The sequence below is a fragment of the Azospira sp. APE16 genome (assembly GCF_047901315.1).
GTDB classification, from domain to species: domain Bacteria; phylum Pseudomonadota; class Gammaproteobacteria; order Burkholderiales; family Rhodocyclaceae; genus Azospira; species Azospira oryzae.
The window spans coordinates 2,149,584-2,170,693 of record NZ_CP179682.1 but is presented as its reverse complement, the minus strand read 5'-3'; the positions used below and the strand labels follow the sequence as shown (position 1 = coordinate 2,170,693).

Here is a 21,110-nt window from a genome sequence, read left to right as displayed (position 1 = left end):
CTGCGCCACGGCCCAACTAGAAGGGATTGAATCTCTTCTGTTATGAACATCGTACGGAGCTGTGATCCTGGGGGCGGAGGCATCAGTGGTTGTAGCGGGAAAAGCCTATTCTCGCTGATTCTATCAGCAATATCTTGGTGTATTGACATCTAAGTCAACGTCTTGTTCCGTTAGTTGGGGATTCCATTTCCCCGTTCAAGTAACACGGGTATGTTGGTGGCATGCAAGAATACGTGTTTTGCATCGTGGGCTCAAGATCGAAATGATGGTGAGTAGGGAGTAGACATGAAGGTCTTACTGCTTAGAGATTCCGGAACGATTGAAGCTTGGATGACGAACAGTTAGCTACAAATACTTCAATGACTGGAATTTGCTGATAGCAATCCCTAGTGAAAATCCCGACTCGTCGTCGCCAGCCGGGCCAGTAGCGGTGTCAAATCCACCAGCCGCTTGGCCACCAGATGGGTGACGCCGTGGCGGGATTCGAGTTGGCCGTAGACTCCCAGGAGGCGGGCGGCCAGGGTTTCGCGGTGCTGCTTTTCCACCAGTTCGGGGCGCTGGTGTTGATGGGCGTCTTCCATGGTGACGAAGACGATGCCGCTGGCGGTGCCGGGGCGCTGGCGGTGGGTGACGATGCCAGCGGCCCGGGCCAGTTTCTTATCCGGCGCTGCCCGCAGTTCGGCGGCGGTGATGAAGCGGCCCGCCGTTGAGCGATGCCACATCGGGCCCAGGGGCTCATTCTGCTCATGCCGCTGCTGTGCCGGTTGCGGAAAATGCTGTGACGGGAGCTTGTCGGGCGGCTAGAATAGCTATTCACAATCTATTCATTTAGTCATTCATTACCATGACTCGTCATTCCGATTCCCTTCGTCTTCTGCTCGGGCAGGGGCCGCTGTCGTCTCGCCAACTTGTTGAAAAAGCGGGGATCAGCCAGCCGACCATGTCCCGTGCGCTGGCGGCGCTGGGGGATGAGGTGATTCGTATCGGCGCCGGCGCCGCTATTCGTTATGCCCTGCGGGATGCTGCTCGGGGCTTTACGGCGGCGCCGATCTATCGTGTCAGCGAGGCGGGGCAGATTCGGGAGTTGGGCCAGCTCGTGCCGGTTCGCCCGGCGGGGTTTGTCATGGTGCAGGCCGACGGGATGACGCTGCATAGCGATGGGTTGCCGTGGTGGTTGTTGGATATGCGCCCCCAGGGTTATCTCGGTCGGGCCTATGCCGCCGCTTATGCGGGCGCCCTGGGGTTGCCGGGCAACCCGGAGCATTGGGGCGATGGGGAGGTGATCCGGGCGCTCCTGGCCCATGGGCATGACGCCATTGGCAACCTGCTGATCGGGGACTTGTCCCGCGACCGCTTCATTGGCATGGCAGAACCGTCTCCCCTGGATCGGGAGGCCGAATACCCCGCCCTGGCCCGGGCCGTTGGCGCCGGGGAGGTTCCCGGCTCTTCCGCCGGTGGGGAACAGCCGAAGTTCTGCGCCTATTCCGCCCGTGGTCATGTGCTGGTGAAGTTTTCGGCACAGGACGACAACCCGGTCAGTGAGCGGTGGCGTGATCTCCTCTTGGCCGAGCATCTGGCCCTGGCGGTGCTGGGGGTGGAAACCGAGGTGTTTGATTTCGGCGGCCAGCGCTTTCTGGAGGTGCCGCGCTTTGACCGCGTCGGCAAGCTGGGCCGCGTGGGCGTCTTCTCCCTGCGTGCCCTGGAGGCGGAGTACGTGGGCGATGCGGCGGCGCCTTGGCCCGCCCTGGTGCGCCGCCTAGTGGCGGATGGCCATGTTCACCCCGACGCCGTCGCCGGTTCGGCGCGGCTGTGGGCCTTTGGTACCTTGATCGGCAATACGGACATGCACGGGGGGAACTTGTCGTTTCTCAGTGGCGAAGGCCGCCCGTATCGGCTGGCACCAGCCTACGACATGTTGCCCATGGGGTTTGCGCCGAAAAGTAGCGGCGTGGTGGCAGATACGCTGCCGCCGCTTTCGCCGCTCTCGCTGTCGGCTTCGGTCGATGGTGCCATTTGGCGCGAGGCTTTGGCGTTGGCTGAAACCTTCCTGGCCCGGCTGCGGGATTGCGCTGGCTTCTCCGGCAGGTTCGCTCCCTGCATCGAGGCGATCAGCCAGCGTATGGATGAAGCCGCCTCCCGCATTGCCCGGCTAGGCTGATGCCCTAGTGAAAATCCCGACTCCGGGTCGTCAGCCGCCCCAGTAGCGGCGTCAGATCCACCAGCCGCTTGGCCACCAGATGGGTCACCCCGTGGTGGGATTCTAGTTGGCCGTAGACGCCCAGCAGGCGGGCGGCCAGGGTTTCGCGGCGCTGTTTTTCCACCAGTTCGGGGCGGAGGATGACGTTGATGGGGCCGGTTTCGTCTTCCATGGTGACGAAGACGATGCCGCTGGCGGTGCCGGGGCGCTGGCGGTGGGTGACGATGCCGGCGGCCCGGGCCAGTTTCTTGTCCGGCGCGGCCCGCAGTTCGGCGGCGGTGATGAAGCGGCCCGCCGTGAGGCGTTCCCGCAGCAGGGCCAGGGGGTGGCGGCCCAGGGTGAGGCCCAGGGTGGCGTAGTCGGCCACCAGGTCTTCGCCTTCCGTGGGGGCGGGCAGGGGCGGCGGGGCTTCCGCGGGCGGGGGCAGGGCGGCGAAGAGGTCGCCCTGGATGGGGAGGGCGTGGCCCCTCTCATCCCCCTTGTCCCTCTCGTCCATCCCGTTTTTGCTGCGGCCTGTTGCGTTGGCGGCGTCGCTGGTGCTGCTGCGGTTGCCAAGGGCCTTGGCGCTTCCTCTTCCTTTTTCCTTTCTCTGTTCCGCCTCCTGGCCGTTGCGGCTGCCATGGTGGCGGGGCTGGCCGGTGTTTTCCACGGCGGCGCTTTCCCAGGCGGCGGCGCGGCGGTGGCCGGCCAGGGCGTGGAGGGCGTTGGCGGCGGCGAGGCGTTCCAGTTCCGGGCGTTGCAGCCCGGCCCGGGCGACCAGGTCGGCCACCGAGGTGAAGGGGCCGTCTTGCCGGGCGGCGGCGATGCGCTCGGCGGCGGCCTGGTTGAAACCGGCGATTTCCCGCAGGCCCAGGCGTACGGTGCGGGGGCGGGAAGGCGGGTGATCAGGCAGCAGTTCCACCAGCAGGGATTCCCAGGCGCTGTGGGTGACGTCTGGTGGCAGCACCGTGACGCCGTGGCGCTGGGCGTCCTGCACCAGTTGGGCGGGGGCGTAGAAGCCCATGGGGTGGGCGTTGAGCAGGCCGCAGAGGAAGGCGGCGGGCTCGTAGCGTTTCAGCCAGGCGGAGAAATAAACCAGGATGGCGAAGCTGGCGGCGTGGGATTCGGGGAAGCCGTAGTCGCCGAAGCCCTTGATCTGCTCGAAGATGCGCCGGGCGAAGGATTCGGGCAGGCCCCGCTCCTGCATGCCGCGGATGAGCTTCTGCTCGAAGGGTTCCAGGCCGCCCTTGCGCTTCCAGGCGGCCATGGCCCGGCGCAGCTGGTCCGCCTCGCCCGGGGTGAAGCCGGCGGCCACCACGGCCAGCTGCATCACCTGTTCCTGGAAGATGGGCACGCCGTAGGTGCGCTCCAGCACCTTGTCCACCGCCGGGGAGATTTTCTCGATCTTCTCTTCGCCGTGGCGCCGTTTCAGGTAGGGATGGACCATGTCGCCCTGGATGGGGCCGGGCCGCACGATGGCCACCTGCACCACCAGGTCGTAGAACTGGCGCGGCTTGAGGCGCGGCAGCATGGCCATCTGGGCCCGGGATTCCACCTGGAAGATGCCCAGGCTGTCGCCCCGGCAGAGCATGTCGTACACCGCTTTCGATTCCCGGGGGATGTCCTGCAACCGCACCGGCCTGCCGTCCCGGGCGCCGAGCATGTCGAGGGCGCGGCGGATGGCGGAGAGCATGCCCAAGGCCAGCACATCCACCTTCATCAGGCCCAGGGCGTCGATGTCGTCCTTGTCCCACTGGATGACGCTGCGGTGTTCCATGGCGGCGTTTTCGATGGGCACCAGCCGCGACAGGGGGCCGCGGGAGATGACGAAGCCGCCCACGTGCTGCGACAGGTGCCTTGGAAAACCCCGCAGGGCGCGGCTCACCGCCAGCCACTTGGCCACCCGGGGGCTTTCCGGGTCCAGGCCCACGGCCCGCAGGCGCTCGGGCAGTTCGTCCTGTTTGTCCCACCAGGCCAGGGTGTTGGCGAGGGCGTCGATCTGCTCCCGGCCAAAACCCAAGGCCCGGCCTGCGTCCCGCAGCGCCCCCCGGGTGCGGTAGGTGATGAGGGCGCCGGTGAGGGCGGCCCGCTCCCGGCCGTATTTGGCGTAGAGGTACTGGATCACTTCCTCCCGCCGTTGGTGCTCGAAATCCACGTCGATATCCGGCGGCTCGCCCCGCTCGGCGGAGATAAAACGCTCGAAAAGCAGTTCGGATTTGGCCGGGTCCACCTCGGTGATGCCCAGGGCGTAGCACACCGCCGAGTTGGCGGCGGAGCCCCGGCCCTGGCAGAGGATTTCCCGGCTGCGGGCGAAGCGCACGATGTCGTACACGGTGAGGAAGTAGGCCTCGTATTGCAGCCGGGCGATGAGGCCCAGCTCGTATTCCACCTGGGCCCGGGCTTTCTCCGGCACGCCATCCGGGTAGCGCACCGCCAGGCCCGCTTCCACCTCCTGGCGCAGGTAGGCGGCGGGGGTGAGGCCGTGGGGCACCACTTCTTCCGGGTACTCATAGCGCAGCTCGTCCAGGGAGAAGGTGCAGCGGGCGGCCACGGCCAGGGTTTCGGCCAGCAGTTCGGGCGGGTAGAGCCGGGCCAGGCGCAGGCGCGGGCGCAGGTGGCGTTCGCCGTTGGGGTGGAGGGCGTGGCCGGCGGCGAAGACCGTGGTGTTGAGGCGCAGGGCGGTGAGTACGTCCTGCAGGGGGCGGCGGGCGCGGCTGTGCATGTGCACGTCGCCCGCCGCAAGCAGCGGCAGGCCGCAGTCGGCGGCCACCTGTTGCAGTTGTTCCAGGCGGCCCCGGTCGTCCGGCCCGGCGTGGAGTTCCACCGCCAGCCAGGCCCGGCCCGGAAAGCGCTGGGCCAGCCAGCGGCCGTCGGCGGGGTCGGGCGGCGAGTCGAACTGCGGCCCCGGAACCCACAGGGCTAAACAGTCGGGCAGGGCGCCGCTGGGGCCGAAGCCCTCCAGGTCGCCCCGGGTCAGGCGGTAGGCGCCCTTCTCGGCCCGGCGCCGGGCCAGGGTGATAAGGGCCGAGAGGTTGCCGTAACCCTCCCGGTTCTGGGCCAGCAGCACCAGCTTGAGGCCGTCGGCGAGGACGATCTCGGTGCCGTGGATGAGCTTGAGGCCCACCGCCTTGGCCGCCACGTGGGCCCGCACCGAACCGGCGAAGGAGCATTCGTCGGTGACGGCCAGGGCGCCGTAGCCCAGTTCCACGGCCCGCTGTACCAATTCCTCCGGGTGGGAGGCGCCCCGCAGGAAGGAGAAGTTGGAGAGGCAGTGCAGCTCGGCGTAGTCGGGCAGGGCCGGCGGCGGGGTGGTTTCCGGGAGCGGCATGGTTCAGCGGCTTCTGCTGGCGGGAGCGGTGGTGCAATGCCTTGACCGGCGTGCGGCAAGGCAGGCCGGGCGAGGAAGTGCCCGGTTGGAAAGAGGCCAGCTGGAAGGCGGCAGGCGGCCGGGGCGCCGGGGGCTGTCGTTCCCTCGGGCGGTTGCCGGAGACAGGCTGGCCGGGAGGCTGGCTGGAAGGCCGCCGGCGGTACGGCTTGCGTCGTCCTGGGCCGGGAGCCGCCCGTGATGGTGCCGGCTCATGCGAACCTGCCGTGGAGGAACCAGCCGCTTTCGTCCCGGAACACCCACAGCCATTCGCCGGCCGGGTTGCGGGCGACGAAGTAGTCGCGGCGCAGGTCGCCGGGGGCGGGAAGGCCGTCGGCACTTTCCCCTTCATCCCACCAGCCGCTTTCGATGCGTTCCGGCCCGGCCAGGAGTTGCAGGGGGCCGCCGTGCCGGGGGCGGCCCTGGGTCTCGCCCAGGGCCTGGGGGTGGGCCAGGAGCCAGAGGGGGCGCGGCCCCTGGCCTGCCATGGCCTGAGAGTGGCTCGGGTCCTGGGCCCTGGCCATGATGCCCTGGAGATCGAGGTTCGGGGCGCAGCGCCGGGTGGCTTGCTCGGGGCGGTGGTCCGGCACGGCGGCCAGGCTGTAGACCTTGTCCTCCCCCAGGCGGGCCTTGATGCGTTCCAGGGCCACGGCGGTGCGGGCCGGGTCGCTGCCTTCTTCTTCCGGCGGTGCCTGGCCGGGGAGCTGGCGGTCGCTGCCCGGCAGTTCCTCCACCTGGTCGGCGATCAGGGTAAGGGCGTCCACCGGCGCCGCCAGGGCGAGGCGGCCCAGGCGTTCGCTCAGGACCCGCTGCAGCCGCTCCCCGTCCCGGGTGAGGCCGGCGAAGCCCAGCACCAGCCGGGTCGGCGGCAGGCCGCGGCGGGTGCTGCCGGCGTATTTCTCGTGCTGCAGTTCCAGGGTGCAGCGGCCGACGCCGGCGCCCCGGCTGGCGAGCCAGCCCTGCAACTGTTGCAGCAGGCGGCGGGCGGCGAAGTTGAGGGCGGGGGCGTCGTCCACCCGGGCCGGCAGTTCCAGGCCCTGGCGGAAGGTGTCGGGAAAGGGAAAGCGGGGCCGGGGGTCGGGCACTTCGCCCAGGGCCCGGGCCAGGTCGGCGGCCAGTTGCAGGCCCAGGCGCCGGTTGAGGCCGGCCCGGGGCAGGGCCAGCAGGTCGCCGAGGCGGCGGGCGCCGAAGTTTTCCAGGCGCTGCCGCTGCTGTCGGGGCAGTTCCAGGCAGTCCAGGGGCAGGGGCGCCAGGGCGGCCCCCAGGCGGGCCGGGTCGGTGCACACCGGCAGGGGGCCGCCGTTTTCGGCCAGGAGGGGTGCGGTTGCCGGCCGGGGGCCGTCGGCGGCGGGCTCCAGCCAGGGGGCGCCGTTGGCCAGCCAGCGGGCGGCCAGGGGCGTCGGAGCGCAGGCGGCGGCGAGGCTGTAACCCTGGGCCAGGGCGCCGTCCACGGCCTGTTGCAGCAGGGCCGGGAGGCCGCCGAAGAGGCGCAGGCAGCCGCCGATTTCCAGCAGCAGGCCGGCGGGCTGGTCCAGGCTGACCTGGGGGGTGAAGTTGCCGCCCCAGCAGGCCAGGCCGGCCAGGGCCCGGGTTTCGGCGGCGCCGTCCCGCTCCGTCACCTTGAGCTCGGGCGCCAGGCCCCAGGCCGAGGCCAGGCCCATGCCCGGCGCCACCCCCAGTTGCCGGGCGGCACCGTTGGCGGCTACCACCCGTCCCTGGCTGGCGGCGGCCCTAGGCGTGGACGGGGCGTCGGGCGGGGGCGCCAGGGCGTCCAGGGGCAGCAGGGGAAAGCGCAGGGCGAGCCAGAGCACGGTCGCGTTCCTGAAGGCGGGCCACGGCCAGGCGCGGCACCAGGGTGAGGGGCGGGGGCAGGCCGCCGCCCCGGCGTTTGACGATCTGCACCAGCAGGCCCTGGGGCCGGCATTCCACGGTCAGGCGCAGGGGGGCGGGGGAGGATTCCCGCAGCCGGGCCGGGGGACGCACCAGGCAGGCGGGGCCGCTGAAGCTTTCGGCGGCCAGCTGCAGGCGGCGCAGGCCCCGGGCGTCGATGTCCGGCAGCCAGGCCAGGACGGCGGCAAAGCCGCCTTCTTCCAGGGCCGTTTCGCAGGCCCAGGCGGCATCCTGGCCCCGGGCCTCCACCACCAGCAGGCGCTGGCCGGGCAGGCCGGCGGCGGCCCAGCCGGCGGCGTGCAGGGGCCAGGGCGGCGCCACCAGCAGCAGGGGTCCGGCCAGAGCGGCCAGGGACGGGGCCAGCAGGCCGGCGACGCCGGCCTCCGGCGGCGCCAGGAATTCGCTCAGGGCCTGGCGCGGCCAGCCGCCGCCGGGCAGTTCCCGGTCCAGCTCCGGGTAGCCCGTGGCCAGACCGGGGGCCTTCACCCGGGCCAGGGCGTCACCGCGCCAGACGTCGGGCCGGGCCAGGAGATCGGCCAGGGTGACGGGGGCGGGGGAAGAAGGCAGGGCGGACATGGTCGGCGCAGGAGGTGGATTGGTAGGGGTTGGTAGGGGTTGGTTGCGGGTTGGTTGCGGGTTGGTTGCGGGTGTAGTCGTGGGCGTGGTGGCGGGCTTGAGCGATCGGCGGCTGGGGTGCGGCGAGGTTGTCGTTGGCTGGTGTCTGCTGTTGTCGGGCGGCTTGGTCGGGTGGCTGGGGCGTTTGCCGGATCGGGGGTAACGGCTTTGTCGGTGCTGCGGGTCAGGGCGGCAAAAGGGTTTGTGACGGGCCTTCGTCTCTGGCGGCGGCCGGCTTGTCGGCAAAAAACGGCGACAGCCGGGGCGGGGCCGTGCCCGGCAGGGCGGCCTGTGCTTGCCTGGAAAAAAGGCGGGTTAGGGCGTCAGGGTGGAGCGGATGGCATCGCGGGCGGCGCAGCGGCAGGCGGGGGAAGACCGGGCGGGAGCGCCGCGGATCTGCCGGCAGACTCGGCTGCGCTTCCGCAGTGGCGGATTGCCCGGCTCAACCCTCCCGGAACAGCAGGCTGCCGTCGGGGGCGTGGTCGAACATGGGGCCCCACACCACTTCCCAGTAGTAGCCGTCCGGGTCCTGAAAATAGCCGCTGTAGCCGCCCCAGAAGGTTTCCTGGGGCATCTTGGCGATGCGGGCGCCGGCGACCTTGGCCTGGGCGAATACGGTATCCACTTCGTCCCGGCTGCGGGCGTTGTAGCCCAGGGTGATGCCGTTGAAGCCAGGGCCGGCCAGGGCCGTGTCGGGACCGATGTCTTCGGCCAGCTTGTCCTTGGGATAGACGATGAGCCAGGTGCCGGGCAGCTGGAAGAAGGCGATGCCTTCGTAGTCGTCCCGGGGCAGCAGGCCGAAGACGTGGCGGTAGAAGGCGGTGGCCCGGGAGAGGTCGTCCACGCCCAGGGTCAGGGTGGTGAGGCGGGGAATGGTCATGGACGGCTCCTTCGCAAGTGGCTGGTCAGCGGGGATCAGTCGGGGTCAACTGAGACTGCCGGAAAAACCGCCGCGGATGAGGCCCACGGCCACGCCTTCGATGGCGAAATCGTCCCGGTTCGGGTCCACCAGAATTGGGCCGTAATCCGGGTTTTCCGCCAGCAGTTCGATGCGCCCCAGGTTGCGCTTGAAGCGCTTGACCGTGACTTCGTCGGCGATGCGGGCGACCACGATCTGGCCGTCCCGCACCTGGGTGGTCCGGTGCACCGCCAGCAGGTCGCCGTCGAGAATGCCGGCGCCGAGCATGGAGAGGCCCCGCACCTTGAGCAGGAAGTCGGCCCGGGGATTGAACATGTCCGGCGCCACGGAGTAGCGGCCCTGGACGTTTTCCACGGCCAGGATGGGGGAGCCGGCGGCGACGCTGCCTACCAGGGGCAGGCCCAGCTGCTCCACCAGGCGGATGCCCCGGGCCGAGCCCGGTTCCAGGACGATGGAGCCCTTCTTGGCCAGGGCCTTGAGGTGGTCTTCGGCGGCGTTGGCGGAGGCGAAGTCGAAGGCCCGGGCGATTTCGGCCCGGGTCGGCGGGGCGCCCAGGGTTTCCACATGGTTGCGGATGAAGTCGAGGATTTCCTGCTGGCGCGGGGTGAGCTTGACCATGGTGGCGGTCTCCTAATCGGTTGACTGTATTTTTATACAGTAACCGGGCAAATGGCAAGGTTTCATTTGCAACGGTCCGCCGGGGCGGGGAGGGATGGCACCGATGTGGGGCGAAGGGCGGGGGAAAACGGGGTGGCCGGGAAGGTCCAGGGACCGGGCCGGACGGCGGTGCCTGCCCGGTGATGCCCGTGGATAGGGCGTCTCGGGGTGGCAGGGCGGGGTTGTGGCCTGTTTTGTGCTCTGCAGCAATCAGGGAGTGACATTTGTCGGGAGTAGCACCATGGACACCTCACGCTGGAGCAATTTCTTTGGGACCGGGGCCCTGGTCATGCCGCCCCTGCTGGGCCTGGGCACGGATTCGATGGTGAGTTTTGCCGTCACCGAGCTGGTGATGCTGCTGGTGCTGCTGATGGCCGTGGCCTGGGAGCAGATCATGCGCGAGGCCGAAGAGGGCCCCGGTTCCGACGGGGACGGCGAGCCCTGAGGGCGGACCCGGCCCCGGGGCGGCGGGCCGCTAGGCCGGCGGCGCCTGCCCGGATCAGGCGGGATCAGGCGGGATCAGGCGGGTAGCGGCACCGGGGCGAAGGGCACGCTGCCGATGGCCAGGTAGGTCTGGCAGCGCTCGATGTATTCCCGGGTGCTTTTGGGCATGGGGGTGCGGGCCCGGGTGATGTAGAACACCAGGTCCCGCCCAGCCCGCAGCAGGTGCAGGCCGTCGGAGACGCTGTGCACCGGGGAGCCGGCAGGGGGCGGACAGCGGCTGGGGGTGCCGGTGGGCGGCCCCGGGGTGAAGTTGGCCAGGCGCTCGCCGGCGGTGACCAGGGAGGACCAGATGTCGAAGATTTCCGGATCGGTGCGCAGGGTCTCGGTCTTCACCTTGGCGGCGGCGGCCAGGTCCCGGATGGGGCCGGCGACACCGGCGAAGAGGGGCACCTGGCCGATGGTGTCGATCATGGCCGCGGCGATGCGGTCGATGTCGCGCAGGGTCTGGCCGATCTTGATGTAGCGGCCTTCGTAGAAGTCTTCCACGGGAATGGAGAAGGCGCGGAAGGGCTCGCCCCACAGCTCGTCGATGCCTTCCTCGCCGCTGCGGTGCAGGACGAAGCGGCCCAGCTCCATGGCTTCCATCAGGTACTGGCCGCATTCCCGCATCAGGGCGTCGTCGCAGCCCACCTCGATGCCCTCGGCCTGCAGCTCCACCAGCTTGCGGAAAATGTCCGTGGCCCGGTTGAAGAGGGCGCCGGCCAGCATGGCAGCCTTGACCCGGCTCTTGCCCGGGTCCTGCTCGGCGGCGTAGGCGGCCCGGGCTTCGGCCAGGCGGTGGCCGGGAATGTTGAGGCCGTATTCGGTGTGGTTGAAGAGGCGCCGGGTGAGGGCCTCGATCAGGCGCTTCTTGGCGTCCAGGGAGTCGGCGGGGACCGGGTAGGTCTTGATCCAGTAGCCGTCGTAGTACACCCGCTCCTGGCCGTCGATGAGGCGGCGCGTGCCTTCAGCCGGCGGCTCGGCGGCTGCGGCGATTTCCAGATGACGGACGGTGGTCATGGTCCCAGACTCCCTAGGGGGCGATGATGGGGATGGAAGCAAGAGCCGTGCTTTCCATCCGGGGGAGCGGATTGTCGCTGATTTATGGGAATTTTTCCCGGAAAAGGAGGGGCGCCCCGGCGGGGCCGGGCACATTTCCGGTGCAGGAATACAACACCGGGCCGGAGATGCCCATTTCTGGGGCATTCCCGGCCCGGGGAGAGGATGCCGGCGGCTCAGCCCCGGGGCCGGGCCAGGCGGCGCAGGCCGATCACCAGGCCGCTGAGGCTGACCAGGAAGCCCCCCAGGCTGGCGACGATGAGCAGGATGTCCCACAGGGGCCGGTGCTGCAGCAGGGGCAGCCAGTCCCAGCTGTGGAAGAGGGCGAAAAGCCAGCGCTTGAGGCGCAGGCGGTCGTCCAGGCGTTGCACCAGGGCGCCGTTGCGCGGGTCCAGGTAGAGCCAGGTATGGGCCGGGTCGTCGAATTCCAGGCGCAGCACCGGCAGGGCCTTTTCCATGTGGCCGGTCATGGAGTGGTAGGTGCGCTGGTAGTAGTGCCAGTCGTATTCCGTCTGCAGGTGGGTCGCCGCCAGCCCGGCCTGGGGCAGCAGCTGGCGCCCGCCTGCCTCGAGGACGCCCGGCTCCAGGGAGGCCTGCACCACGCCCTGCCGCTGCCAGGGCAGCAGCCGGCTGTGGCCCTGGCTATCCCGGGCCTGGACGTAGGTGGTGCCGGCGAAGGTCAGCCATTCCAGCTCCCGGGCCTCCAGCCCGTCGGCGCGGAAGCGTTGCAGCACCTCGCCGATGCCGGGAGCGTCCGTGCCGGCGGCCAGTTCCAGGCGGGCCGGGGCCGGCTTGGGGGTGCCGGCGTCGAAGACCTTCCACGGATTGATCGAGAGCAGGCCGCTGAGGATCCAGGTGAAGGTGAGCAGGCCGAAGATGAGGCCCAGCCAGTGGTGCCAGCGCAGCATGGCCTTGCGGTAGGGGCTGCGGCTGCCGTTGGCGTAGGGCCGCCGCCGCCAGCGCAGGAGGCCCACCACGAGGCCGCTCAGGGCCAGCAGGGTGGCGGCGAGGGAGGTGTAGATGATGATCTCGGTCCACCAGCCGTCCAGCGCGCCGCCGCGCAGGGGATAGAGCCAGTGCAGCCAGGCGCCGAGCCAGTTCCAGGTGCGCTCGGTGGCGCTGGCGTCGCGCACCACCTCGCCGGTGCTGGCGGAGACATAGAGCAGGGTGCGGCCTTGGCCGTCGTCGCTGCCGTCCATTTCCACCACGTGCAGGGGGCGGTGGCCGTCCAGGGCCCGGGAGTGGGTCCAGGCATCTTCCTGCAGGGCTTCCAGGTAGCGGGCCGGCTGGCCGGGCAGGAAAGCCTGGGCCGCCGCCAGGGCGGCCTCGGCGCCGATGCTGCCGACCGCCTTGCCGTCATGGCCGGATATGGCGGCAAAGCGGTTTTTCTCCAGCCCGGCGATGAACACGGGGCGGCCGCCGATGCTGGTCAGGCGCAGGCTGCGGGGCCGGGCGCCGGCGGGGAGGGCGGCCAGGGCCTGCTCCAGATTGACGCAGCAGCCGGCGGAGGCCAGGGGCGGCAGGGTCTGCAGGCGTTCGGCGGTGCCCAGTTTGGGGTAGCCGACGTACATCATGACCACGCCGGAGAGGAACCACAGGGCCATGAACAGGCAGAGGGCGATGCCGAGCCAGCGGTGGCCGAGGAAGAGCAGACGTTTCATGGAGGGCAGGCGGCTGGGTGGAAGGGCCGGCCCCCGGGCGGGGGCCGGTGGGGCCTCAGAAGCTGGTCTGGACCGACAGGTCCAGGGTGCGCGGGGCGCCCAGATAGACCATGTTGGTGCCGGAGACGTTTTCGGCGTAGACCTTGTCGGTCAGGTTCTTGATGCGGGCCGTCAGGGTGGTCTTGCGGTCCAGCTTGTACTGCACGAAGGCCCCCAGCAGGCCGTAGCTTTCGGCCTTCAGGGTGTTGGCGGCGTCGGCGTAGCGGTCCGAGACGTAGCGCAGGTCGCCGCCGACGCGCCAGTCGGCGCTGGGGCTGTAGCTCAGCCAGAGATTGGTGACCCGGGCCGGGATGCCGCTGGGCCGGTTGCCCTGGCGGGAGACGGCGACGCTGCCCACCTTTTCGGTGAAGTCATCGTACTGGGCATCCACCACCGAGAAATTGCCGGAGGCCTGGAGCCGGGGCGTGAGCTGGTAGGCGGCGTTGACCTCGATGCCCCGGGAGGACTGCTGGCCCACGGGGATGGTGGTGCCCGGGTTGTTGGGGTCGGCCACGGCGATGTTCCTGCGGGTGATCTCGTAGTAGGCGACGCTGCCGTGGCCCCGGCCTTCGGCGAAGGCGAACTTGCTGCCGATTTCGTGCTGCTTGCCGGTGGTCAGGTCGAAGTTGCGTACCTGGGCGAAGCTGGCCGTGGCCAGGATGCCGGCGGGGGGATCGGCGGCGGTGCTGTACTGCACATAGACGTTGGCGTTGGGCGTCAGGTCGTAGGTGAGGGCGGCGCGGCCGGTGAGGGGCGTGTAGGTGCGCTTGAAGTAGGCCGGGTCGGTGGCGGTGACGGTGCGGTAGTTGGTCACTTCCAGGTCGATGTGGTCCTGGCGCAGGCCCGTCAGCAGGGACAGGTCCTTGCTCAGGAAGGTGCGGTTTTCCAGGAACAGGGCCAGGGTGGTGACCCGGTTGGAGCGGTCCGGCCGGTAGACGTCGCTGGCCAGGCCGGTGACGCCGTTGAAGGTGCCCGGATCGTAGGTGAGGGGATCGACGTTGCCCAGGGCGGCGTTGCCGGTGGAGGCCGGGTAGCGGGTCTGCTTGTTGAGGCTGTAGTCCAGGCCGCCGGCCCAGGCCGTGGGCAGGCTGCCCAGGGTGCTGTCCCAGTTGAACTCGAAGCGGTTGCCGTTCACATCCTGGTCGTGGCGCTGCAGCAGGCCGCCGCTGCGGTTGACCCGGGTGTTGCTGGCGTTGAAGGCGTAGGTCTCCACGTTGCGGTAGTCCCGCAGGGCGTCGTAGTGGTAGAGGGTGTTGCGCAGCTTGAGCTGGTCATTGACCTTGTAGTCGAGGATGGAGCGGAACCATTTGACGGTCTGCTCATAGAGGCCGTCGCTGACGTTGTAGTTCTTGAAGCGGGTGCCATCGTCGATGTGGACCTTGCCGTCAAAAGGCTTCGTCAGGGGCGTGCCCCAGTAGGGCCGGTCCACCGTTTCCTTCTGGTATTCCACGGCCAGGGTGTGGCTCAGGTCGGGGGTCAGGTCGGTGAGCAGGGAGGCGGCCATCTGCCAGGCTTCCCGCTTGGTGCCCTTGCTCCAGCCCCGGGCCGAATCCCGGTTCACATCCAGGCGGATGACGTTGCGGTCGTTGAGGCGGCGGTTGGTGCCGATGGCCACCTGGGTGGCGTTGTAGCTGCCGTAGCGGGCCTTGGCCTCGGTGAAGTCGCCGTCCCGGTTGGCCAGCTTGGTGACGTAGTTGATGGAGCCGCCGATGGCGCCGGCACCGTAGAGAAAACTGGAGGGGCCGCCGATGGCCTCCACCTGGTCATAGATCCAGCTATCCACCGGGCGGGCGGCGATGGTGTCGTACTGCACCGTGATGCCGTTGAACAGCTGGGTCACGCTGCCGCCGGAAAAGCCCCGATAGAACACGGCGCCGGGGGAGCCGGGGGCCGAGGAGGCGGTCATGCCGGCCACGCCCTTGAGGATTTCCTGGGTATTGTCGGCGCCGCGGCGCTCGATGGCTTCCCGGTCGATGACGGTGACGGCGGCCGGCGTCTCCTTGACGCTGAGGCCGAGGCGGCTGCCGGTGACCACCTTCTTGTCGAAGGCCAGGTCGTCCTGCAGGCCCTGGTCCCGCACCACCACCTCGTCCAGCACCCGGGGAGTGTCGGCGCTCTGGGCCCGGGCCAGGGGTGAAAAGACCATCAGCACGGCGAGGGAGACGGGCGCGAGGCGGTGGGGCAAGGGACGGCCGCAGCAGGCGACGGGGGCAGGAAGCATGGAACACCTATCCGGGAAAGTGCCCATCGGGCCGGGATGGCCGGACGCCGTTTCCCCGGGGCGCGGAGCGGCGTTGATGGGTCAGTCAGCGGAGGCGGATGCTAGGGGAGGACTATCACTAAAGGAATGTGACACAGTGTCACAGGTGCTTTCCCCATTCCCGCCGAGGCAGGCGGGGCGGCCATTGCCAGAGGGCATGCCTCAAGGCGGGCAATTGGTGGGCACGGCCAGCTGGCCGCCCCCGGGAGTGGCGTAAACATTGGCCAGGATGGGATTGTCCCGGTAGCTGGTGAGGCAGTAGCGGCCGCCGGCACTGCGCACCTCGACCCGGGATTCGCCGCCGGGATGGCCGTAGGTGGTTTCCGTCTGGCGGGGACGGGCCTCGATGCGCACCGGCTCCCCTTCCTCCAGCAGCACCTGGCGCGGCGGCCCGTCCCCGGCCCGGCTGGAGCCCGGCCACAGGGCGCCCAGCAGCAGGCCCAGGCAGAGGCCGGCCCCGAGGCGGCGGCAGGACTCAGCCGAGGCTCTCATCGCCCTCGTCCGCCCGGTATTCCAGCAGGTCACCCGGCTGGCACGCCAGGTGGCGGCAGATGGCCTCCAGGGTGGAAAAGCGCACCCCCTTGACCTTGCCGCTCTTGAGCAGGGACAGGTTCTGCTCGGTCATGCCGATGGCCTCGGCCAGCTCCCGGGAGCGCATCTTGCGCCGGGCCAGCATCACGTCCAGATTGAGAATGATCGCCATGGCCGCTCACAGGATCAGGGCGTTGTCTTCCTGCAGGCGGCGACCTTCCTCCATCACCTGCCCCAGGAGATGCACCGCCAGCCCCACCAGGACCATGGCCAGACTGTCGCTGCCGATGCCGATGGAAAGCAGGCGCTGGCCGGGCGGATGGTCCAGGGTCAGGGCCAGCACCAGCAGGGTCTGGGACAGCACCTTGAGGCCGGCCCAGGCCAGCATGCCCAGGGCGAAGCGGCGATAGGCGCGGGCCACGGCGGTGGAAAACAGCTCGCCGTTGCCATAGCGCCGGCAGATACCGGCCAGGGTGAAAAAGACGTAGCTGCCCGCCGCCAGGGCCGGCAGATCGGTGAGATAGCCCAGCAGCCGCTGCGACATGCTGAGATCGGCAGCCGCCACCCCGGCGATGCGGAAGGCGTCGGACCAGGTCACACCCCAGTCGGCCCAGTGTTCCACATGGGCCCAGAGATAGGCCACCAGCAGCGGCAGGAGCAGGGCGGCAGCCAGGGAAACCACCCGCAGCAGGCGGGACGCACGGCGGATGCGATGTTGTGGCGTATCCATCAAATATCCTGTTTAAAGTCGAAAATTTAATATTAAATATTAAGTTTTCGCAAATATAGGATAAGTTGCTAGTCCATGGCAAGGGCGTAATTGATCCATTGCTGGCATAGCCTTGTCCTGTTGCGGCGAGGGGCGGGAATCGGGGCTGAGGACCTGCGTGGGGCAACTGTGGTGCAGGACAAAAAGGGGGGCTCCCGCTTCCGTGCGGGGGCTGGGCTTGCAGCCTGAAAACGGGGAAGTGGATTTGTCGCCGGCTGCCGGCTTCGTTCACAGCGCGGGGTAGGGGATCGTCGGCCAACGGCCAGGTCATCGCCAGATGACCCCGGCGCTTGGAAATTCCGGGATCATCTGCCGTCAGGGTTTGCCTAGCGATCTTCCAGCCACTGCAGGATTTCCGTCGCCGCCTTGGGCCAGGGATGGTCGAGCATGAGCATGTGGCCGCAGTGGGGGATGATCTTGAAGTCGCCGTTCCAGCGCAGGGCGGTGAAGCCGATGCTGGAGGGGGGGAAGACGGCGTCGAACTGGCCACCCATGACCAGCACCGGCAGTTCGGGCCGGGAGCGGTAGCTGCGGTAACCGAGGCCGGCCATGTCGGCGGCGGCTTCGGCGGATTCGGGCTGGATCAGGTGGGCAAACTGCAGCAGGCCTTCGGGCGGCATGTCGGGGGAAAAGTAGATATCCCGCATCAGGAGCAGGCTGGCTTCGTCCATCTCGCCCTGGCTGATGGCGGGAATCTTGGCGAAGAAATCCGGATGCTTGAGGGCCAAGCTCATGATGGAACCCTGGGTGCCGGAAGTGGGCACCGGGGCCAGCAGCACGGCGGCCGGGGCCCCCTGGCATTCGAGCACCCGCTCGATGACGGCGCAGCCCATGGAGTGGCCGATGAGGACGGGCGGCCGGGGCAGCTTGGCCATCACCTGCAGCACGTCGTCGGCGTAGTCATCCAGGCCGAAGCGGTCGAGCCGTTCCCGGCCTTCGCTCTGGCCGTGGCCGGAAAGATCGAGGGCGACGCAGTCGTAGCCGGCGGCGTTGAAGCGGGGCAGGAAATTGACGTCCCAGCAGCGGCTGTCCATGTAGCCGCCGTGGACGAAGAGGCAGGGAGGCTGGCCGTTGGGTTTGGCGGCCGGACGGTGCAGGGTGTGGATCTGGCGGGGTTTCATGGTGGAGGAGCCGGGACGGCGAGTGGGAAATAGTTTATGCCGGAACGATAACACCTTTGTTTTTAATCTGTGTGACGCTCCGGGGGCGGCGGAGGGCTGGCGTATCATTGCCGCCTGTTCCCCATTTTCGCGGCTGCGCTCGCGGCCCCCGCCGACCATGAAAACCGAAACGCCCCAGACCATTTACCTGAAGGACTACACCCCGCCCGCCTATCTGGTGGACACGGTGGACCTGGATGTGGACATCCGCCCCGGCAGTACCACCGTCACCGCCACCCTGGCCTGTCGCCGCAATCCGGCGGGCGCCGGGGCCCAGGCCCTGGTGCTGGATGGCGAAGAGCTGGAAACCGTATCGGTCGCCGTCGACGGCCGGACGCTGGCAGCCGGCGAGTACACGGTGGCAGCCGAAACCCTGACCATCCCTACGGTGCCCGAGCAGTTCACCCTGCAGACCGTGGTGCGCATCGTGCCGGAAAAGAACACCCAGCTCTCCGGCCTCTACCGCTCCGCCGACGGCTACTTCACCCAGTGCGAAGCCCAGGGCTTCCGCCGCATCACCTGGTTCCCGGACCGGCCCGACGTCATGGCCACCTTCACTGTCACCCTGCACGCCGACAAGTCGGTCCTGCCGGTGCTGCTGGCCAACGGCAATCCCGTCGCCAGCGGCGACGAGGCCGATGGGCGTCACTGGGCCCGCTGGCAGGACCCCTTCAAGAAGCCCTGCTACCTCTTTGCCGTCGTCGCCGGCAAGCTGGACGTGCTGCGCGACACCTTCACCACCGCCAGCGGCCGCACGGTGCAGCTGGCCATCTACGTGGAGCCGGGTAAGCTGGACCAGTGCCCCCACGCCATGCTGGCCCTGAAGAAATCCATGGCCTGGGACGAGCAGCGCTTCGGCCTGGAATGCGACCTGGACCACTACATGATCGTGGCCGTGGGCGACTTCAACATGGGGGCCATGGAGAACAAGGGCCTCAACATCTTCAACACCAAATACGTGCTGGCCAGGGCCGACGTGGCCACCGACGTGGATTTCGAGAACATCGACCGGGTCGTGGCCCACGAGTACTTCCACAACTGGACCGGCAACCGGGTCACCTGCCGGGACTGGTTCCAGCTGTCCCTGAAGGAAGGCCTCACCGTTTTCCGCGACCAGGAATTCGGCGCCGACCTGCACAACCCCACCACCGCCCGCATCCGCGAGGTGCGCGGCCTGCGCGCCGCCCAGTTCCCCGAGGACGCCGGCCCCATGGCCCATCCGGTGCGTCCCGCCTCCTACATGGAGATCAACAACTTCTATACCGCCACGGTCTATGAAAAGGGTGCCGAGGTGGTGCGCATGATCCAGACCCTGATCGGCCGCGAAGCCTTCCGCGCCGGCATGGACGAATACTTCCGCCGCCATGACGGTCAGGCCGTCACCTGCGACGATTTCGTCGCCGCCATGGCAGCAGCCTCGGGCTTCGACTTCACCCAGTTCATGCGCTGGTACAGCCAGCCCGGCACGCCCCAGGTCAAGGCCGAGGCCAGCTACGATGCCGCGGCCAAGCGCTACAGTCTGAGCTTCACCCAGAGCAATCCCAAGGCTTCGGACAACGGGCCCTACCTGATCCCCATCCGCGTCGCCCTGTTCGACCGCCAGGGCCAGGAACTGGCCGGCCACAGCCGCACCCTGCTGCTCACCGAGAGCACCCAGCGCTTCGATTTCGAGGATGTGGCGGAGGCTCCGGTGCCCTCCCTGCTGCGGGACTTCTCCGCTCCGGTGGTGCTGGACTTCGCCTACAGCGACGCCGACCTGACCCTGCTGCTGGCCCACGACAGCGACCCCTTCAACGCCTGGGAAGCGGGGCAGCGCCTGGCCTCCCGCCTGATCCTGGAAGCTACCGGGGCCATCGCCGCCGGTAAGGCGCCGGTGGTGCCGGAAGGCTTCATCGCCGCCGCCCGCCGCCTGCTCAGCAGTCATGAGGATGCCGGCGCCGCCTTTGTCGCCGAGGCCCTGACCCTGCCCGGCGAGGCCACCCTGGCCGAGATGCTGGAGGAGGTGAATCCGGATGCCCTGCATGCCGCCCGCAACCATCTGCGCCTCTCCCTGGCCGAGGGCTTGCGGGCCGAGCTGGCTGCCGTCTATGCGGAACTGGCCCCCAGCGGCCCCTACCAGCCCAGCGCCGAAGATGCGGGCCGCCGCGCCCTGCGCAACCTGTGCCTCTCCTACCTGCTGGAATTCAACACCGCGGGCATGCGCCAGCTGGCCGTGCGCCAGTTCGAGGACGCGGACAACATGACCGACCAGTTCGCCGCCCTGGCCGCCCTGGCCAACGTGCTGGGCGACTGCCCCGAGCGGGAGACGGCCCTGGCCGCCTTCTACCAGCGCTGGCAGGGCGAGGCCCTGGTGGTGGATAAATGGCTGGCGGTGCAGTCCTCCAGCCGCCAGCCCGACGCCCTGGCCACGGTGCAGCGTCTCACCGGCCACGCGGCCTTCGACCTCGGCAATCCCAACAAGGTCTATGCCCTGCTGCGCACCTTCGGTGCCAACCTGGTGCGCTTCCACGCCGCCGACGGCGCCGGCTATCGTTTCTTCGCCGAGCAGATCAAGGCCCTGGACGCCCGCAATCCCCAGGTGGCTTCCCGCCTGGCCCGCTGCTTCGATCGCTGGAAGAAGTTCGACGCCGGTCGCCAGGCCCACAGCCGGGCGGCCCTGGAAAGTCTGCGGGACCATCCCGGCCTGTCCCGGGACGTGTTCGAGATCGTCACCCGGGCCCTGGGTTAAGGCGGGGACAGTCGGGGCCGCCGTCCAGCAAGGTGGCGGCCTGAAAAATAGGGTGGCCGGGAAGGCGCATGGCGCCTTGTTCCCGGCCTGCCGTGCCTGAAGGTGGCCGTCCCTATTGGGCTGCAGCCGGCAGGGGTTGGCTCCGGATGGCCGCGGCTATCTCGGCGGCGGCCTGACTGAGAGCCCGGCGCTGGGCCGCCACCAGGGCGGCGGCGCCACCGTCGCCCGTCATGGTTTCGTTCCCTGCCGCCAGCGGCTCGTGCACCTGGCTGCGGCCGAGTTGTTCCTTGCCCTGGCGCGGCTGCAGGGTCCACAGCAAATCCAGATCGACGCCCCGGCCCACCTGGGCCTCCAGGCGCTGCACGTGCAGGGTGAGGCGGAAGTCGGCGTCGAAATGGGGGGCGCCGTTGGGCAGGGCCGCCACCCGGGAGGAGGCCAGCAGGCGTCCCAGGTCGGCGGCGATGCTGCGGGCGATGCCGCTGCGCAGGGGCTCGGCCCAGCGCTGCTGTTCGCTGAGCAAGATGCGCTGGTCCGGGCCCCGCAGCACCAGCTGGGGCCGGTCCAGCAATTCGGGCAGGCTGGCGCTGAGCAGCAGCACGCTGGGGCCGTTGCCCTGGCCGCCGGGGCGGCCGTCGTCCAGGGTGTAGAGGCTGGCCTTGGGCGTGGTGCCGCAGGCCGCCAGGAGCAGGGCAGTGCCCAGGATGGCGAGGGCGCCGCGCCGGGCGGCGGCGAAGGCGGAAAGGGTAGAAGGGGCGGCGATGGGGCGGCGCGTGGGCATGGTCGGCATTTCTCTCAATCC

The 21,110-nt window shown here is 69.1% G+C and carries 17 protein-coding genes; 3 read left to right on the top strand and 14 right to left on the bottom strand.

The window, feature by feature from the left end; translation table 11 throughout:
- Positions 1-386 precede the first annotated feature (386 nt).
- Positions 387-722, bottom strand: a complete 336-nt coding sequence (locus tag ACLSSQ_RS10430) for a hypothetical protein (protein WP_416242630.1) — start codon at positions 720-722, stop codon at positions 387-389.
- Between the two features lie 122 nt (positions 723-844).
- Here ACLSSQ_RS10430 and yjjJ point away from each other — a divergent pair, with 122 nt between their 5' ends.
- Complete coding sequence (gene yjjJ, locus ACLSSQ_RS10425; protein ID WP_416242629.1) at positions 845-2,158, top strand: type II toxin-antitoxin system HipA family toxin YjjJ; 1,314 nt, start codon at positions 845-847, stop codon at positions 2,156-2,158.
- A 4-nt stretch (positions 2,159-2,162) separates the two neighbouring features.
- Here the strand turns inward: yjjJ and ACLSSQ_RS10420 are convergent, their stop codons facing one another.
- The 5 genes from ACLSSQ_RS10420 to lexA all read right to left on the bottom strand — a co-directional run bounded on the left by ACLSSQ_RS10420 (position 2,163) and on the right by lexA (position 9,582).
- Complete coding sequence (locus ACLSSQ_RS10420; protein ID WP_416242628.1) at positions 2,163-5,504, bottom strand: error-prone DNA polymerase; 3,342 nt, start codon at positions 5,502-5,504, stop codon at positions 2,163-2,165.
- A 248-nt stretch (positions 5,505-5,752) separates the two neighbouring features.
- Positions 5,753-7,351: a Y-family DNA polymerase gene (locus ACLSSQ_RS10415; protein ID WP_416242627.1), complete on the bottom strand. Its 1,599-nt coding sequence runs from the start codon at positions 7,349-7,351 to the stop codon at positions 5,753-5,755.
- Positions 7,272-8,006: a translesion DNA synthesis-associated protein ImuA gene (gene imuA / locus ACLSSQ_RS10410; RefSeq protein ID WP_152089329.1), complete on the bottom strand. Its 735-nt coding sequence runs from the start codon at positions 8,004-8,006 to the stop codon at positions 7,272-7,274. The genes ACLSSQ_RS10415 and imuA overlap by 80 nt, the downstream gene beginning before the upstream one ends.
- A gap of 481 nt (positions 8,007-8,487) precedes the next feature.
- A complete protein-coding gene (locus tag ACLSSQ_RS10405; RefSeq protein WP_152089328.1) occupies positions 8,488-8,925 on the bottom strand; it encodes a VOC family protein in 438 nt (145 codons plus the stop codon).
- A 45-nt stretch (positions 8,926-8,970) separates the two neighbouring features.
- Entirely contained in the window at positions 8,971-9,582 is a 612-nt protein-coding gene (lexA, locus tag ACLSSQ_RS10400; protein WP_014237326.1) for a transcriptional repressor LexA, read from the bottom strand.
- Between the two features lie 280 nt (positions 9,583-9,862).
- On the opposite strand from lexA, the gene ACLSSQ_RS10395 reads away from it, so the two are divergent.
- Positions 9,863-10,066 (top strand): hypothetical protein, encoded by a 204-nt coding sequence (locus ACLSSQ_RS10395; RefSeq protein WP_014237327.1) that lies wholly within the window; start codon positions 9,863-9,865, stop codon positions 10,064-10,066.
- A 74-nt stretch (positions 10,067-10,140) separates the two neighbouring features.
- Here the strand turns inward: ACLSSQ_RS10395 and ACLSSQ_RS10390 are convergent, their stop codons facing one another.
- The 7 genes from ACLSSQ_RS10390 to ACLSSQ_RS10360 form a co-directional block, all read right to left on the bottom strand.
- A complete protein-coding gene (locus tag ACLSSQ_RS10390; RefSeq protein WP_130458369.1) occupies positions 10,141-11,124 on the bottom strand; it encodes a hypothetical protein in 984 nt (327 codons plus the stop codon).
- A 215-nt stretch (positions 11,125-11,339) separates the two neighbouring features.
- Entirely contained in the window at positions 11,340-12,824 is a 1,485-nt protein-coding gene (locus tag ACLSSQ_RS10385; protein ID WP_416242626.1) for a PepSY domain-containing protein, read from the bottom strand.
- Positions 12,825-12,879: 55 nt separating this feature from the next.
- A complete protein-coding gene (locus ACLSSQ_RS10380; protein ID WP_416242625.1) occupies positions 12,880-15,084 on the bottom strand; it encodes a TonB-dependent receptor in 2,205 nt (734 codons plus the stop codon).
- Positions 15,085-15,285: 201 nt separating this feature from the next.
- Positions 15,286-15,615 (bottom strand): hypothetical protein, encoded by a 330-nt coding sequence (locus ACLSSQ_RS10375; RefSeq protein WP_416242624.1) that lies wholly within the window; start codon positions 15,613-15,615, stop codon positions 15,286-15,288.
- Positions 15,599-15,826, bottom strand: coding sequence for a helix-turn-helix domain-containing protein (locus ACLSSQ_RS10370; RefSeq protein ID WP_014237332.1), 228 nt, complete (start codon positions 15,824-15,826; stop codon positions 15,599-15,601). The genes ACLSSQ_RS10375 and ACLSSQ_RS10370 overlap by 17 nt, the downstream gene beginning before the upstream one ends.
- A 6-nt stretch (positions 15,827-15,832) precedes the next feature.
- The gene (locus ACLSSQ_RS10365; RefSeq protein ID WP_416242623.1) at positions 15,833-16,384 is read right to left on the bottom strand and encodes a DUF2975 domain-containing protein; all 552 of its coding nucleotides are present in this window, start codon (positions 16,382-16,384) and stop codon (positions 15,833-15,835) included.
- Between the two features lie 365 nt (positions 16,385-16,749).
- Positions 16,750-17,544 carry an alpha/beta hydrolase gene (locus ACLSSQ_RS10360; protein WP_416242622.1) on the bottom strand — a complete coding sequence of 265 codons (795 nt, stop codon included), beginning with the start codon at positions 17,542-17,544 and terminating at the stop codon, positions 16,750-16,752.
- A gap of 157 nt (positions 17,545-17,701) precedes the next feature.
- Between ACLSSQ_RS10360 and pepN the strand changes: the two genes are divergently transcribed.
- Positions 17,702-20,311 (top strand): aminopeptidase N, encoded by a 2,610-nt coding sequence (pepN, locus tag ACLSSQ_RS10355; RefSeq protein WP_416242621.1) that lies wholly within the window; start codon positions 17,702-17,704, stop codon positions 20,309-20,311.
- Positions 20,312-20,423: 112 nt separating this feature from the next.
- On the opposite strand, the gene ACLSSQ_RS10350 is transcribed toward pepN, so the two are convergent.
- A complete protein-coding gene (locus ACLSSQ_RS10350; RefSeq protein ID WP_416242620.1) occupies positions 20,424-21,098 on the bottom strand; it encodes a PqiC family protein in 675 nt (224 codons plus the stop codon).
- Positions 21,099-21,110 lie beyond the last annotated feature (12 nt).